The following is a 14,009-nucleotide window of genomic DNA, read 5'->3' on the forward strand; positions in this document are numbered from 1 at the left end:
GAGGCACCCGCCTTGACCCCGCGCGCCGGCTTGACCATTGGAGCGCGACAGCCCACCTTGCGCGGCAGTTGAACAGGACATCCCCCATGGCCAGCACGGCACCGTTTTCGAAATTCGAATGGATGATCGCCTGGCGCTATATCCGCGCCAAACGCGCCGAGGGCGGGGTCAGCATCATGACCTGGATTTCGCTGATTGGTGTCACGCTCGCCGTCTTCGCCCTGATCGCGACGCTGGCTGTGCGGTCGGGCTTTCGCGCGGAATTCGTCGATACGATTCTGGGGGCGAATGCCCATGTCGCGGTCTATCGCCAGACGGAAGTTGTCGAAGGGTCCGGCCAGTTCACACAGCTGATCAGCGGTTACGAGGACCTGGCCGCCGATCTGCGCGAGATCGAGGGGGTGACCCGCGCAGCACCGCTTGTGCGCGGGCAGGTGATGGGCAACCGCGGCAACGCGAATGCCGCCGTCGATGTTTACGGCATCGCCTATGACGACCTGCTGACCATTCCGCGTATTGCGCAACCCGATGAATCGCTGGGTGACATCGCCGATTTCGAAAAGGGCATCGCCATCGGATCGGGCCTTGCCCGCGAATTGAACGTGGGCATCGGAGACCGGATCAAGATCATCTCGCCCAACGGCGCGCGCACCGCGATGGGGACAACCCCGCGGGTGAACGCCTATGACGTGGTCTATATCTTCACTGCCGGGCGCTATGACATCGACAAGATCCGCGCCTATCTGCCGATTTCGGAGGCGCAGACGTTTTTCAACCGCGACGGCGTGGCAACCGAGATCGAGGTCTTCGTCGAAATCCCCGACGAGATCGACAGCTATACCGACCGCATACTGGAGGCGACCGGGGCAGGCGGCTACATCTGGACATGGCGCGACAGTGCGGGCGCCTTTCTGCGCGCGCTGGCGATCGAGGACAACGTGATGTTCGTGATCCTGTCGATCCTGGTGCTGATCGCGTCGATGAACATCATTTCCGGCCTGATCATGCTGGTGAAGAACAAGGGCCGCGACATTGGCATCCTGCGCACCATGGGGCTGACCGAAGGGTCGATCCTGCGGATATTCTTTATCTGCGGCGCGGGGATCGGGACCATCGGCACGATATTCGGCGTGATCCTCGGCTGCCTGTTCGCAATCTACATCGACCAGATTTTCAGTTTCGTGAACTATCTGGGCGGCGGTGGCGTCTGGGATCCGTCGATCCGGGGCATCTATCAACTGCCGGCCGAATTGCGGCTGGCGGACGTGATCTCCTCCGTCACGCTGGCGCTGGGGCTGTCGTGGGTCGTCACGATCTTCCCCGCGCGCCGGGCCGCCCGCATGAACCCGGTGGAGGCGCTGCGCTATGAATGACGTGCTGGCGCTGTCCGCAATCACCAAAAGCTACAATCAGGGCAAGCCAAACGCTGTCACCGTCCTGCAGGGGGCCGATCTGGTCGCGGCCAAGGGCGAGGTCGTGGCGCTGGTGGCCCCCTCGGGCGCGGGCAAATCGACACTGCTGCATATCGCAGGGCTGCTGGACACGCCCGATGGGGGCACTGTCACGATCAACGGCACCGACATGACCGACCTGTCGGATCGCAAGCGCACGGCGGTGCGGCGTGGCGAGGTCGGGTTCATCTATCAGTTCCACCACCTGCTGCCGGAATTCACCGCGCTGGAAAACATCGTGCTGCCGCAACTGGCCAACGGTATCGGCGAAAAGGCGGCGACAACGCACGCAATGGACTTGCTCGACACCGTGGGCGTGGCACCCCGCGCCAAGCATCGCCCGGCGGCATTGTCGGGCGGGGAACAGCAGCGGGTCGCCTTCTGCCGCGCCTTGGCGAACAAGCCGTCATTGCTTTTGGCCGATGAACCCACGGGCAACCTCGATCCCGAAACCTCCGACAGGGTGTTCGATGCGTTGATGGACCTGGTGCGCAGCACCGGGCTGGCCGCGGTCATCGCCACCCACAACCTGGAACTGGCCGCCCGGATGGACCGCACCGTGCGCATGGATCAGGGCCGCCTTTCCCCCGCCTGAGAAGGATCGCGATATGCCGACGAAGACACCTGCCGAGATTTTCGACGCCGCCAAGGCCGCCTTGCTGGCCCACGGTGCTGGGGAAGACCAGGCCGGTCACGTCGCCCGCGCCGTCGCCCGGGCAGAGGAAACCGGCAACGTCATTTGCGGTCTCTACTATCTGGAAAGCTACTGCACACAGCTGGCGTCGGGACGTGTGAATGGCACGGTCACGCCGCAGGTCAGCCGCCCGCGCCCCGGATCGGTGATGGCGGATGCGCGGTTCGGCTTTGCCCAGCCCGCGTTTGCCGCCGGTCTGGCGGATGCGATCACTGCCGCCCGCGAAAACGGTGTCGCCACCCTGTCCGTGGCCCATGCCCATACCTGCACGTCGCTGGGGTTCTTCACCGAACAGATCGCGGCAAGGGGCCTGGTCGGGATCGGGTTCACCAACGCATCGCCGGTCGTGGCTCCGCCGGGCGGCAACGCAGCCGTGATCGGCACCAACCCCATCGCCATGACCGTGCCGGGCGATCCGAAACCGGCGCTGCACTTCGATTTCTCGACCTCCGCCGTCGCCCTCGGCAAGATCACGATGGCCAAGGCGGCGGGCGAGCCGATCCCGCTGGGCTGGGCCGTGGACGCAGATGGCCAGCCCACCACAGACCCGGAGGCCGCGCTAAAGGGTGCGCTGGTCAGTGCGGGCGGGTACAAGGGCTGGGGCTTCGGCCTGATGGCGGAACTGCTGGCGGCGGGCATGACCGGATCGGTCAATTCGCTGGATGTATCCGGGTTGAAGCTGCCCGACGGCAAGCCGCATGACCTCGGCCAGTTCTATATCCTGTTGGACCCGGGCACCCACGGCGATCACTTCACCGCCCGTTTCGCCCGCGTGGCAGAGGCAGTGGCGGCGCAGGAAGGCGCGCGTATCCCCGGCGCGGATCGTATGGAACTGGCGAAGATCGACGTGCCGGACGCGCTCTGGGCACTGGTGGAACGGCTGGCTACACCTTCTGCGTGACGAACACCCCCAGCGCCATCATCGCGATGCCCGCAGCGCGCGTCAGGCTTATCGGGGCGGGGAGCGATCCGAACAACCCGAAATGGTCGATCAGCGCCGCCGCGATCAACTGCCCCAGCAGCACCAGAAACACCGCGTTGCCGACGCCGATCACGGGCGCGATCCAGGTGATCGACAGCACGTAGAACGCGATCAGCACGCCCCCCAGAAACAGGTGCCAAGGCGCCGTTGCCAGCCGCGCGAAGGCCCCGGCGCTTGTGAACAGCGCGACACCTGCCGCTGTAGCCAATGCGACCAGAAACAGGATTGTGGCAGCAGCGGCAGGCGATCCGATGGTGCGCCCCAATGCGGCATTAAGCGCCGCCAGCATCGGCACGCCGAACCCCGCCGCCAGCATGATGAAGTGGTGATGTGTCATGGGTTTGCACCTTTCGTGGGTTTGCACGAACGGTAGGCCGGGGCTCGCGCCGATGCAAAGCCCGGTCTTTGCGCCGGGACGAAACCTGACGATCCCGTGATCAACGCCGTTGTGATGTGAAACCGGTGGCACGCCTGTTACGTGATTACCCAAACTTGATACGACAGGAGACCACGAATGACCCTTTTTCGCGCCACCGCCATTACCACGGCTCTTTTGGCAACCAGCGCCGCAGCCGGCCCGGTTTCGTTTTCTTCCGGCTGGGAAGAGCAGCGGATCTCGCTTTTCTCTTCCAACGACTATGACTTTGCAGAGACCCTGACCATGACGTCGAACGGGACGGTCAGCATCGCCTACACCCGTCTGCCGGAAAGCGAATGGGGGGCCACGGCTGCGACTTGGGACTGGTCGGTCGAGACATCCGTGCCCCCGACGGACCTGAGCGTGAAGGGCGGCGACGACCGCAATCTGTCGTTCTATTTCGTGTTCCTGCCGCAGGAAAAGGCCGAAGCCATCACGCCGGAAGACGGCATCCGCGAGTTGCTGGGTGACGATGACGTGCGCGTGCTGCTTTACACTTGGGGCGGCGATCACGAGGTCGGCGCGAGTTTTCCGTCGCCCTATCTGGAGGGGCAGGGCATGAACATTGCGTTGCGGCAGGCCGGCACCGGGACACATTCCGAAAGTGTCGATCTGGCGGCTGATTATTCCGCCGCCTTCGACGGGGAGCCGGGCGCGCTGGTCGGTCTGGCGGTGTCGGGCGACAGCGACGATACCGAAACCATGATCGCCGCCACCATGAGCAACGTCGTGCTGAACTGATGCGCTGGCTGGCGACCCTTGCGCTGATCTGCGCACCGCTTGCCGCGCAGGCCTGCGGGCCGGACAGCGATTGCGTGGTGGGTGACCGCGCCTATCGCATCGCGGTGCCTGAAGGTGTCGGGACCCCCGGCGTGCTGGTCTATGCCCACGGCTATCGCGGTACGGCGGCGGGGGCGATGCGCAACGGTGCTCTGCGCAGGCTCGCGCACGAAAACGGCATGGCCTATCTGGCGCTGCAGGGGGTGGAGGGCAGTTGGCAACTGCCGGGCCGTCCGCGCAACCCGGGTGCGACCGGTGAGGCCGAGTTCGCCTATGTCGCAGCGGTGTTGACCGACGCGGAGGCCCGTTTCGGCATCGACCGGAGCCGATCCGTCATGACAGGATTTTCCGCGGGCGGCATGCTGACGTGGAACCTGATCTGCCACCGGTCTGACCTGTTCACACTCTTCGTGCCGATGTCCGGCACCTTCTGGGACCCCGTGCCGGAAACCTGCGACACCCCGCCCGCCAACGTGGTGCACATCCACGGCACGGCGGACAGGACGGTGCCTTTGGCCGGTCGCGCGATTGGCGCGGAGCGGCAGGGCGACGTGTTGGAGGCACTGTCGATGTATGCGGGCTACGGCGGGTTCACGGGCGAGACGCGCGCGACGGTCGTCGACATGACCTGCGAAACCCGTCGCAACGATACGGGCCAGAGCCTCACATTCTGCACCTTCGACGGCGGGCATGGGTTCGGCGTCGGGCGGTTGCGGGCGGCCCTCGATTACATGCCGTAGGGTGGGGCGATACCCCACCCTACACCGGTTTGCCGTTCGCTAGTTCTGCTCGACGGTGAAATCCCCGTCGCCGATTGTGCTGACCATACCGTTGGTCGTCACGGTCCCGGTGACCAGCCCGTCGATATACTCGCCGTTCACCCCGGTGAAACCACCGTTCATCGCGGCATCGACGACCACGGTGTCGCCCTGCATGTCTGTCACCGATCCGTCGAGGCTGGCGCTGACGGCGGGCGAGGCCATCGCACTGCGCGTGATCGTCCCGCCCGTAACGTCGAAGGTGCCCGCATAGCGCGAACCGTCACGCCCGGAAATCTCGGTCACGCTGCCTGCAAATGTGTCGTTGGCGAAAGAGACACCAAGATCGAGCCGCCCGGCGATATCGGTCGGACTCTGTCCGCTGACCTGGGTTTCCAGTTCGACGTAGCCGGTGAAACTCGCGGCACCTGCCGTCGCGATCACGTTTGGCAGCGTGCCGCCGCTGCGCGCCCCGGCGGCGATGAAGTCCAGTTCGGTCTGGTCGTGCGTGGCGTAGGGGGTCGTGCTGAAATTCATCGGAACGATGGAGGTGGTCGTGCCGCCACAGGCGGAGAGGGCTGCGATGCCAGCGGCGCAAGTCGTCAGTTTCAGGTAAGTCATGGTTTGTAATCCTGTCGTTGCAATGGTTCGAAGAGCGCAAAAGAACTGCGCATGAGGGCGAGACTAGCGAATGAGGGCGTCAGAGGACAACAGCAAGATGGGTGGTGGGATTTTGCATGGGGTTGGGTGTTGGCTTGGGCACCCTGCGCCGGTTGGCGGCGCTGGCGATGTATGTGGGTTATGGCGGGTTTGCGGGTGATGTGCGCGCGACGGTCGGGGATATGACCTGCGAATGGCGGCGGAATGACACGGGCCAGAGCCTCACGTTCTGCGCATTCGACGGCGGGCATGGGTTCGGCGTGGGGCGGTTGCGGGGTGTGATCAATCGCTGACGCGATTTCCATTTATCTTTTGTTCCAGCGCGGCTTTGGCTTAATTTTTCCAAATTTTCGATGTGCGTTGATCATCAGTCCATCAGAGAGGGGCAGTCCACTACTTGCGAAAACAGGAGAGTGATCTCTGTATTCCGTGAGCATGCTGTCCCAGCCTTGAATTGGTGAAAAGAATGCTTCGTAAGCGAAGCGAGCAATAGTCTCATTTATTTGAAACACAATTTGTTCCGTCAAAGGTCTGCCATCCAAGAAGCCAAAGTGTGCAAAGTCTCTTTTGGCGTCTGGGCTGCCAATAATCAATAAATCCGGTGATACTGGAAAAATAAAATGGATTGGTCCATTCAGTTGTATCTTATACGGCTCAATATCTTCGAACTTCTTTGTCGGATTGAACCAAATGACCGGATTATCGCTAGTGATGAAAGGAATTTCTGTCTTATTTCTCAGAACTATAAAGCCAAGAACGTCAACAAGTTGGCCAAACCCTTTGGTAATCTCCGCCATTGCATGAATTGATTTATGGGGATCTATTGACACTTGGACGTTCTTCCAAATGTCTGGATAACCCGTCGGTGGATCAGGAAGCCTTCCGTCTAAGCGCATCTGTTCGCCATGCACCCATACCATTTTCGCCAAAGTGGCCTCGACGTAATCTCGAGTTGCCGGAACTCTGGCAAATTGCATAGCCATGAACTTGATTAGCGGTTCAAGAACTGAATTGCGATCTATATCATTTCGAAGTCCTTCGACGACTGAAGGCCATCTGTTTTCAATGCTGCTAAAGAGATTTTCTAACGCGTTGTTATCTTGCCCTCCCTCCGGAAGGGGTTGAGAATAATAGTATCGACGAAATCCGGTGTTCTTAGGTAGCTGGTGAAGTATTTTTCCGTCAGTTTTTCTGTAAATCCAAAGTTTGTCATCTTGCCCTGAAAAACAAGACAAATAGGCTACTGGCACATAGTGGTGACGTTTCTTTTTCTCTTCAGTCATTCAAACATCCAACTCCTCCACAAACCGCGCGTTCTCCTGGATGTATTGAAACCGCAGCTCCGGTTTCTTGCCCATCAGGCGCTCCACAAGATCGCCGGTTTCGCCCGGCACCTCGTCGCCGATGGTCACGCGGATCAGCTTGCGGGTCGCGGGGTCCATCGTGGTTTCCTTCAGGTCCTTGGCGTCCATCTCGCCCAGGCCCTTGAAGCGTTGCACGTCGATCTTGCCCTTGCCGCCGAGGCCCTTTGCCAGCACGGCCTCTTTTTCTGCGTCGTCCGCCACATAGACCCGCCGCGCGCCCTGCGTCAGGCGGTAGAGCGGCGGGCAGGCGAGATAGAGGTGACCCGCGTCGATCATCGGGCGCATCTGGGTAAAGAAGAACGTCATCAGCAGCGACGCGATATGCGCGCCGTCCACGTCGGCGTCGGTCATGATGATGATCTTGTCGTAGCGCAGATCGTCGAGGTTGAATTTCGTGCCCATGCCGACGCCCAGCGCCTCGCAGAGGTCGTTGATCTCGGCGTTGGTGTTCAGCTTGCCGGATGCAGCACCCAGCACGTTCAGGATCTTGCCCTTGAGCGGCAGCAGCGCCTGATTGACCCGGTTGCGCGCGCCCTTGCCGGAGCCACCGGCGGAGTCGCCCTCCACGATGAAGAGTTCAGTGCCCGCGCGATCCTTGCTGGTGCAATCGGTCAGCTTGCCGGGCAGGCGCAGCTTCTTCGTCGCGGATTTGCGGGCGGTTTCCTTTTCCTGACGGCGACGCTGGCGTTCCTCGGTCCGCAGCACCAGAAAATCGAGGATCGCACCGGCGGATTTCGTATCCGCCGCCAGCCAGTTGTCGAAGTGGTCGCGCACGGCTCCTTCGGTCATCTTCGCCGCCGCTTCGGTCGACAACCGGTCCTTGGTCTGGCCCACGAAAGCGGGTTCGGCGATGAAGCAGGACACCAGCGCGCAGCCGCCCGACAGGATGTCCTCGCGGGTGATCTGCGCGGCCTTCTTGTTGCCCGCCAACTCGCCATAAGCCTTCACGCCCTTCAGGATCGCGGCCCAGAAACCCGCGACATGGGTGCCGCCCTCTGGCGTGGGCACGGTGTTGCAGTAGGACTGGATGAAGCCGTCGCGCACCGGCGTCCAGTTGATCGCCCATTCGACCTTTCCGGGGGCACCGAACTTCTCCTTGAAGTCCACGGTGCCGGCAAAGGGTCTGTCGGCATATGTCGTCGCTGTGCCCAGCGTTTCGTTCAGGTAGTCGGCCAGACCGCCGGGGAAGTGGAACGTGGCCTCTGTCGGCGTCTCGCCATCATCGATTTCGGATTTCCAGCGGATTTCGACGCCTGAGAAGAGATACGCCTTGGACCGGATGGACTTGAACAGCCGCGCGGGCTTGAACCGGTGAGAGCCGAAAATCTGGTCGTCGGCATGGAAGGTGACGGTCGTGCCGCGCCGGTTCGGGGCCGCGCCCACCTTTTCCACCGGCCCCAGCGGAATGCCGCGGGAAAAGCGTTGCTCGAACAGCTCCTTGTTGCGCGCGACCTGCACCACCATGCTGTCGGACAGGGCATTGACGACGGATGCGCCGACCCCGTGCAGACCGCCGGATGTCTGGTAGGCCTTGCCGGAAAACTTGCCGCCCGCGTGCAGGGTGCACAGGATCACCTCAAGTGCTGATTTGTCGGGGAATTTCGGGTGCGGGTCGATGGGGATGCCGCGCCCGTTGTCGCGGATCGTAATGGCATAGTCGGCGTGCAGTTCCACCTCGATCCGGTTGGCGTGGCCCGCGACGGCCTCGTCCATCGAGTTGTCCAGCACTTCGGCCACCAGATGGTGCAGGGCGCGTTCGTCGGTGCCGCCGATATACATGCCGGGGCGCTTGCGGACAGGTTCCAGCCCCTCCAGCACCTCGATGCTGTCGGCATTGTAGTCGGTGGTTTCTGTCCCGGACAGGAGGTCGTCGGCCATAGGTGCTGCTCATCTTTTGTTTGGCAGCACAATATGTGGCGGGGGCAGGCGGGGCAATGGCGTTGCTGTGGACAACTACGCCCGCATGCGCCGCACCGCCCAGTCGGATTTCGTGAGCTTGAACACCAGCCAGTCGGCGGTGGCATTGGTCAGCGCAAGATCGGCGCGGTAGGACAGCACCGCCCCCAGCTTCTGCGTGGCCTTTTGCGAGCGGATGTTGGTCGGGTCGATGTGGAACCAGACCGTGTCGGACGATTTGAAGGCATGGTCCAGCATCAGACGCTTGACCGCAAAATTCACTGTCCCGCCCCAGAAGGCGTGATGCAGAAACGTGAACCCGATCGACACCCCTGACGGGTTGTCGGGCGCGGCGTAGTAGCGCGAGCATCCGATAGCGGCGAGTGTCTTCGTGTCGCGGATCGTCAGGGTGCCGCCGGCGTTCAGCAGAAACCGGAAATAGGGCTGAAAGACTTCCTCGCGGTAACGCTCCTTTGCCGGATGTCCGGCCCATGTCTCCGGATCGGCAGCGGCGACGGTCAGCGCGTCGTAGTCCTCGACGCGCAGGGGGCGCAGCTGGACCGCGTCACCCAGCAGGGTGGGTTGCGGATTGAAACCCGGTGGAAACATGGTTGCACTCGATCAATGGCACGTGGCGACCCGAAAGTCGGATAAGGGTTTACTTGGTATTTATGGCAAATCTAAGGTGAAGGCAGCCGTGAAACGCGGCGCCCCGACCATCCCTCCCCTTGTGGAAGTAAGCCCCGATGTCATTTCCCCGGTTCGATCTTGTCACGTTCGAGGCGGCCACCGGCGCCGCCCGCCGGGCCGAAGCGGCCAAGGTCGACCGCATCTGCCGCGAAACCGGCTTTCTGGTGCTGACCGGTCACGGGGTGCCGTCGCGCGTCATCTCGGATCAATGGGCGCATGTTGGCGCGTTCTTTGCGCAACCGGCCGACCGCAAGCAGGCCTCGGCCCCGCCGCGCAAGGGCTACCCCTACGGCTATCTCGGACCGGAGACAGAGGCGCTCGCCCGTTCGAAAGGTGTCGAGACGCCGCCCGATCTGAAAGAGAGCTTCAACGGTGGCCCCGGCAGCGTGCCCGGGCACGTCACCGACCCCGACGCGCTGGCGTTTTGCTACGTGCCGACTCCCTGGCCTGATCTGCCGGGGTTTCAGGACGCCTGGCGCGCCTATTACGCGGCGATGGAGGATCTGGCGGCGCGGATCATGGTGGCCTTCGCCGCGGCGTTGGATTTGCCCGAAGATCACTTCGCGCCGTTCATCGGGCATCCGATTTCGGCCCTGAGGGCGCTGCACTATCCCGCAACCGCAGGTGCGGCGGCGGCAGGGCAGCAACGGGCGGGCGCGCATACCGACTATGGGTCGCTCACGATCCTGTTGCCGCAGCCCGGGTCCAGCGGCTTGCAGATCGCGCGGGGCGACGCCTGGATCGACGTTCCGACGCCCGAGGGTGCGTTCGTCATCAACATCGGCGACCTGATGGCGCGCTGGACCGCCGACCGCTGGGTCAGCACGCTGCACCGCGTGGTGGCGAAACCGGACCAGCCCGCGCGGCAAAGCCTCGCGTTCTTTCACCAGCCCGATTGGGATGCGGTGATCGCACCGCTCGACGGATCGGATACCTATGCGCCGGTCAGATCCGGCCCGTATCTGATGGAGAAATTCCGCGCCACCGGCACCTGAGCCGCCTTACGCCTCGGCGATCTGGATCAGCAGGGCGTTGATCGGCCAACCGTCCCGGAAGGCCGCGACAAGATCGTCGGGCAGGGTCGTGGCCTCGGTCAGTTCTTTCCGCGCGACCACGCCTTTCATCCGCAAGAGGTCGCCTGCCGGGTGGTCCTTGTCATAGCCGGCGGGCACCCGTTTCAACGCGGGTTCACCCAGCGAAAAGTCCGCCGCCTCAACGTTTTGTACGATGCCCTGAATACGCGCCGTGTCCAGATCGACGAACTTGCGCCAGTTTTCCAGAACCGGCTTGTCGAACCTCATCATGCCGACCCCGGCGGTGACGTAATCCAGCCCGATCCCGAAAAAGAAAACCGGCATCTGCGGCGCGTCGCCTTCGATGGCCCACATCATGTGCAGGTGCGTGTTATAGGGCGTCTTGTCCTTGGAGAACCGCACGTCGCGGTGCGGGCGGAACAGCTTGCCGGTCACCGGCGCGCCGGCCAGATCGGACAGTGCGGGCGCAACTTCATCCAACAGCGACAGTGCGCCCGGCTTGAGCCGGGTGTCGTAGGTGCCCCGGTTCACCTGCCACCAGTCGCGGGTGTTTTCGGCAGACAGCGCGGTGTAGAACCGGCGGGCATCCGCGATCAGCGTCTGATAATGCGTCATGGACGGGCCTTTCGCGTCTGCGCGACTGTCGATTTCCGCATCTTGTCACCGCACAGGCAGCTTGGCAAATCGCGCTGGACCCGGCTTCTTAACGGGCCTAGACCGGGCCAATGACAACGACACCCGCCATACCGCAGCCGCCCGTGCAGGGCTATGCAACGCATGGCCGTGCCATCGTGAAACTGGGTTTGCCCCTTGTGCTGAGCAATCTGGCGCAATTCGCGATCCACATGACCGACACTATTATGCTGGGGTGGTACGACGTGACCGCACTTGCGGCGGCCACCATCGCCACGACGCTGTTTTTCGTGACCTTCATCGTCGGGTCCGGCTTTGCGACGGCCGTGACGCCGATGGTCGCGGCCGCGGCGGAAGATGGCGACGACCAGCAGGTGCGCCGTGTCACGCGCATGGGGCTGTGGCTGTCGATCATCTACGGTGCCGTTTTCACCATTCCGTTCATGTGGTCCGAGGATATCCTGCTGTGGATCGGGCAAGAGCCGGAGGTCGCGGCGGCCGCCCACGATTACCTGCTGATCGCGGCCTGGCAGATGATCCCCGCGCTGATCGTCATGACGATGAAGTCCTTTCTCGTGGCGCTCGAAAAGACTGCGGCGATCCTGCTGGCGACCATCGGTGTGGCGCTTCTGAACGCGCTGCTGAACTACGCGCTGATTTTCGGTAACTTGGGGATGCCGGAACTGGGCATTCGCGGGGCGGCCATCGCATCGTTGCTGGGCAATATGCTGACGGTGGCGATCCTGATGGCCTATGCGCTGCGGGTTCTGCCGCAATTCCGACTGTTGCAGAATTTCCGGAAACCCGATGGCGAATACCTGCGCCGGGTGTTCATGCTGGGGTGGCCTATCGGGCTGACGTCGCTGGCCGAGGGCGGGCTGTTTTCGGCCACGGCGGTCATGATGGGCTGGATCGGCAAGATCGAGCTGGCCGCCCACGGCATCGCGATCCAGCTGGCAAGCCTGACGTTCATGGTGCATCTGGCCCTGTCGCAGGCCGCCACCGTGCGCGCGGGCCGTGCATTGGGGCGGCGGGACGAGGTGGCGCTGCGCCGGGGCGGCGCGGTCGCAATCGTGATGTCGGCCATCTTTGCGCTTCTGACAATGGCGGCTTTCTGGACATTCCCCGAATTCCTGATCGGGCTTTTCATCGACCCGGATGAACCGGAACGCGCAAATCTGATCCGTGTCGGTGTCGTCCTGCTGTTTCTTGCCGGCCTGTTTCAGGTGGTCGATGCGTTGCAGGTGATGGCGCTGGGGCTGCTGCGCGGAGTGCTCGATACGACGGTTCCGATGATCATGGCGACGGTCAGCTATTGGGTGATCGGGATGCCCGTGGCCTATCTGCTGGCGTTTCCGCTGGGGATGGGCGGCAGCGGCTTGTGGCTGGGTCTTGTCGTCGGCCTGTTGATTGCGGCGGTGCTGCTGTTCTGGCGGTTCTGGTGGCGGTCGGTCTATATCGGACGACACGTGTAATTTACGGCGAAGCGATGTTCGATTTCATCACCGAAACGATTGCGGCCTGGGGTGCGTGGGGCATCGCGCTGCTGATGCTGGTCGAGAACGTGTTTCCGCCGATCCCGTCGGAACTCATCCTGCCGCTGGCCGGATATCTGGTCGCGGACGGGCGGCTGGGTGTGGTCGCCGTGACGATGGCGGCGCTGGCCGGAACGCTCGCCGGGGCGCTGTTGTGGTATCACGCAGGCGTCGTGCTGGGGCGGGACAGGGTGCTGGCGCTCGTCGACCGGCACGGCCGCTGGCTGACACTGTCACGCAGCGAGGTCGAGCGTGGATTTGCCTGGTTTGACCGCCATGCGGGCTGGGCCGTCTTTCTGGCGCGTCTCGTGCCCGGGTTGCGCACGGTCATTTCGATCCCCGCGGGGCTTGCAGGAATGCCGCTCTGGCGGTTTCTGGCGCTCACGGGGGCGGGGACCCTGATTTGGACGCTCGTGTTGCTTGCGGCAGGCTATGTCCTGCAGGCCAACTACGATGCGGTGGCCGGCGTGGTCGACGCTGTCGTCAATGTGCTTTTGGCGGGGATCGTGGTGCTTTACGTCTGGCGGCTTTTTACGTGGAAAGGCTGAGGCGCAGGCCGTAACGCCATGGGTACGAAAGTTAGCGCCCGGACCGCTTTGCCGGGTGACACTCCGCCCTAGGTCCCGGTGCCTGTGTCTTCGCCCTTGAGCAGCCTGTCGGCCTTCTTTCGCACCAGCACCGTGCGCAGATCGTGCATCGCCAGCAAAAGCGTGTCGGTGACCTCGTCCAGTTCCTCTTCCGTCGCCTTCGACTGCACCCATTGCGTCGTCAGGTTCAGGTGGTCGACCGCCCTGTGGATGTCGTCGATGTCGCGGCGCGCGAGCAGCGCCACACGCTCGTTCAGCCAGGTCTGGATCGCGTCGATGTCTTCGTCGGTCAGGGTGCGGTCGCCGTGCGGCTTGACCTCGCCGTTGCGGACGTTGACGACGGCGACCTGATCCATCTCGATCCGCCGCTGGCGGTTCTCGGTGTCCACGCGGAACACCGCCGCCCCGTTCTCGCGGATGCGGAAATAGTAGTCTGGTAGATCAGCGCCCATTATGCCCCTGTACGGTTTTGCGGCAACGGTAGCAGTCCGTTAACAGCGAGACCAGACCGGTTTTATGGCTGCAAT

At 62.9% G+C, this 14,009-nt stretch carries 16 protein-coding genes; 9 read left to right on the plus strand and 7 right to left on the minus strand.

Features of this window, described 5'->3' with window-relative positions:
* The first annotated feature begins 86 nt into the window (after positions 1-86).
* The 3 genes from AC04PH_RS06055 to AC04PH_RS06065 are packed head-to-tail and all read left to right on the plus strand — an operon-like array spanning position 87 to position 3,046.
* On the plus strand, positions 87-1,373 hold the full coding sequence (locus AC04PH_RS06055) for an ABC transporter permease (protein WP_483064842.1): 1,287 nt from the start codon (positions 87-89) through the stop codon (positions 1,371-1,373).
* Entirely contained in the window at positions 1,366-2,046 is a 681-nt protein-coding gene (locus tag AC04PH_RS06060) for an ABC transporter ATP-binding protein (protein WP_483064843.1), read from the plus strand. Before AC04PH_RS06055 ends, AC04PH_RS06060 begins: the two co-directional genes overlap by 8 nt.
* A 13-nt stretch (positions 2,047-2,059) precedes the next feature.
* Positions 2,060-3,046, plus strand: coding sequence for an Ldh family oxidoreductase (locus tag AC04PH_RS06065; RefSeq protein WP_483064844.1), 987 nt, complete (start codon positions 2,060-2,062; stop codon positions 3,044-3,046).
* Here AC04PH_RS06065 and AC04PH_RS06070 read toward each other — a convergent pair.
* On the minus strand, positions 3,030-3,464 hold the full coding sequence (locus AC04PH_RS06070; RefSeq protein WP_483064845.1) for a DMT family transporter: 435 nt from the start codon (positions 3,462-3,464) through the stop codon (positions 3,030-3,032). The genes AC04PH_RS06065 and AC04PH_RS06070 overlap by 17 nt on opposite strands.
* Positions 3,465-3,641: 177 nt before the next feature.
* Here AC04PH_RS06070 and AC04PH_RS06075 point away from each other — a divergent pair, with 177 nt between their 5' ends.
* Together AC04PH_RS06075 and AC04PH_RS06080 are read left to right on the plus strand one after the other, a co-directional pair.
* Entirely contained in the window at positions 3,642-4,286 is a 645-nt protein-coding gene (locus AC04PH_RS06075) for a DUF3047 domain-containing protein (RefSeq protein WP_483064846.1), read from the plus strand.
* Entirely contained in the window at positions 4,286-5,065 is a 780-nt protein-coding gene (locus AC04PH_RS06080) for a CE1 family esterase (RefSeq protein WP_483064847.1), read from the plus strand. The genes AC04PH_RS06075 and AC04PH_RS06080 overlap by 1 nt, the downstream gene beginning before the upstream one ends.
* Before the next feature lie 39 nt (positions 5,066-5,104).
* Here the strand turns inward: AC04PH_RS06080 and AC04PH_RS06085 are convergent, their stop codons facing one another.
* Entirely contained in the window at positions 5,105-5,704 is a 600-nt protein-coding gene (locus AC04PH_RS06085) for a hypothetical protein (protein WP_483064848.1), read from the minus strand.
* A gap of 116 nt (positions 5,705-5,820) precedes the next feature.
* On the opposite strand from AC04PH_RS06085, the gene AC04PH_RS06090 reads away from it, so the two are divergent.
* Complete coding sequence (locus AC04PH_RS06090) at positions 5,821-6,036, plus strand: hypothetical protein (RefSeq protein WP_483064849.1); 216 nt, start codon at positions 5,821-5,823, stop codon at positions 6,034-6,036.
* A 12-nt stretch (positions 6,037-6,048) separates the two neighbouring features.
* Here AC04PH_RS06090 and AC04PH_RS06095 read toward each other — a convergent pair whose 3' ends face one another.
* The 3 genes from AC04PH_RS06095 to AC04PH_RS06105 form a co-directional block, all read right to left on the minus strand.
* Complete coding sequence (locus AC04PH_RS06095; protein WP_483064850.1) at positions 6,049-7,026, minus strand: DUF4238 domain-containing protein; 978 nt, start codon at positions 7,024-7,026, stop codon at positions 6,049-6,051.
* The gene (parE, locus tag AC04PH_RS06100; protein ID WP_483064851.1) at positions 7,027-8,985 is read right to left on the minus strand and encodes a DNA topoisomerase IV subunit B; all 1,959 of its coding nucleotides are present in this window, start codon (positions 8,983-8,985) and stop codon (positions 7,027-7,029) included.
* A gap of 75 nt (positions 8,986-9,060) precedes the next feature.
* Positions 9,061-9,612 carry a GNAT family N-acetyltransferase gene (locus AC04PH_RS06105; RefSeq protein ID WP_483064852.1) on the minus strand — a complete coding sequence of 184 codons (552 nt, stop codon included), beginning with the start codon at positions 9,610-9,612 and terminating at the stop codon, positions 9,061-9,063.
* A gap of 137 nt (positions 9,613-9,749) precedes the next feature.
* Here AC04PH_RS06105 and AC04PH_RS06110 point away from each other — a divergent pair, with 137 nt between their 5' ends.
* Positions 9,750-10,688 carry an isopenicillin N synthase family dioxygenase gene (locus AC04PH_RS06110; RefSeq protein ID WP_483064853.1) on the plus strand — a complete coding sequence of 313 codons (939 nt, stop codon included), beginning with the start codon at positions 9,750-9,752 and terminating at the stop codon, positions 10,686-10,688.
* A 6-nt stretch (positions 10,689-10,694) separates the two neighbouring features.
* On the opposite strand, the gene AC04PH_RS06115 is transcribed toward AC04PH_RS06110, so the two are convergent.
* The gene (locus AC04PH_RS06115) at positions 10,695-11,342 is read right to left on the minus strand and encodes a DUF2461 domain-containing protein (RefSeq protein ID WP_483064854.1); all 648 of its coding nucleotides are present in this window, start codon (positions 11,340-11,342) and stop codon (positions 10,695-10,697) included.
* 110 nt (positions 11,343-11,452) lie between these two features.
* On the opposite strand from AC04PH_RS06115, the gene AC04PH_RS06120 reads away from it, so the two are divergent.
* Positions 11,453-12,835, plus strand: a complete 1,383-nt coding sequence (locus AC04PH_RS06120; protein ID WP_483064855.1) for an MATE family efflux transporter — start codon at positions 11,453-11,455, stop codon at positions 12,833-12,835.
* Positions 12,836-12,849: 14 nt separating this feature from the next.
* Entirely contained in the window at positions 12,850-13,443 is a 594-nt protein-coding gene (locus AC04PH_RS06125) for a DedA family protein (protein WP_483064856.1), read from the plus strand.
* Between the two features lie 68 nt (positions 13,444-13,511).
* On the opposite strand, the gene AC04PH_RS06130 is transcribed toward AC04PH_RS06125, so the two are convergent.
* Entirely contained in the window at positions 13,512-13,934 is a 423-nt protein-coding gene (locus AC04PH_RS06130) for a hypothetical protein (RefSeq protein ID WP_483064857.1), read from the minus strand.
* Positions 13,935-14,009: the final 75 nt, after the last annotated feature.

It is taken from the genome of Yoonia sp. KMU-150, assembly GCF_056858355.1.

Bases quoted from the DNA above. Each gene is read 5' to 3' on its own strand.
- AC04PH_RS06075 (WP_483064846.1), top strand. From the start codon at position 3,642: ATGACCCTTTTTCGCGCCACCGCCATTACCACGGCTCTTTTGGCAACC.
- AC04PH_RS06085 (WP_483064848.1), bottom strand. From the start codon at position 5,704: ATGACTTACCTGAAACTGACGACTTGCGCCGCTGGCATCGCAGCCCTC.
- AC04PH_RS06080 (WP_483064847.1), top strand. From the start codon at position 4,286: ATGCGCTGGCTGGCGACCCTTGCGCTGATCTGCGCACCGCTTGCCGCG.
- AC04PH_RS06090 (WP_483064849.1), top strand. From the start codon at position 5,821: ATGGGGTTGGGTGTTGGCTTGGGCACCCTGCGCCGGTTGGCGGCGCTG.
- parE (WP_483064851.1), bottom strand. From the start codon at position 8,985: ATGGCCGACGACCTCCTGTCCGGGACAGAAACCACCGACTACAATGCC.
- AC04PH_RS06125 (WP_483064856.1), top strand. From the start codon at position 12,850: ATGTTCGATTTCATCACCGAAACGATTGCGGCCTGGGGTGCGTGGGGC.
- AC04PH_RS06065 (WP_483064844.1), top strand. From the start codon at position 2,060: ATGCCGACGAAGACACCTGCCGAGATTTTCGACGCCGCCAAGGCCGCC.
- AC04PH_RS06115 (WP_483064854.1), bottom strand. From the start codon at position 11,342: ATGACGCATTATCAGACGCTGATCGCGGATGCCCGCCGGTTCTACACC.
- AC04PH_RS06070 (WP_483064845.1), bottom strand. From the start codon at position 3,464: ATGACACATCACCACTTCATCATGCTGGCGGCGGGGTTCGGCGTGCCG.
- AC04PH_RS06060 (WP_483064843.1), top strand. From the start codon at position 1,366: ATGAATGACGTGCTGGCGCTGTCCGCAATCACCAAAAGCTACAATCAG.
- AC04PH_RS06130 (WP_483064857.1), bottom strand. From the start codon at position 13,934: ATGGGCGCTGATCTACCAGACTACTATTTCCGCATCCGCGAGAACGGG.
- AC04PH_RS06095 (WP_483064850.1), bottom strand. From the start codon at position 7,026: ATGACTGAAGAGAAAAAGAAACGTCACCACTATGTGCCAGTAGCCTAT.
- AC04PH_RS06055 (WP_483064842.1), top strand. From the start codon at position 87: ATGGCCAGCACGGCACCGTTTTCGAAATTCGAATGGATGATCGCCTGG.
- AC04PH_RS06120 (WP_483064855.1), top strand. From the start codon at position 11,453: ATGACAACGACACCCGCCATACCGCAGCCGCCCGTGCAGGGCTATGCA.
- AC04PH_RS06105 (WP_483064852.1), bottom strand. From the start codon at position 9,612: ATGTTTCCACCGGGTTTCAATCCGCAACCCACCCTGCTGGGTGACGCG.
- AC04PH_RS06110 (WP_483064853.1), top strand. From the start codon at position 9,750: ATGTCATTTCCCCGGTTCGATCTTGTCACGTTCGAGGCGGCCACCGGC.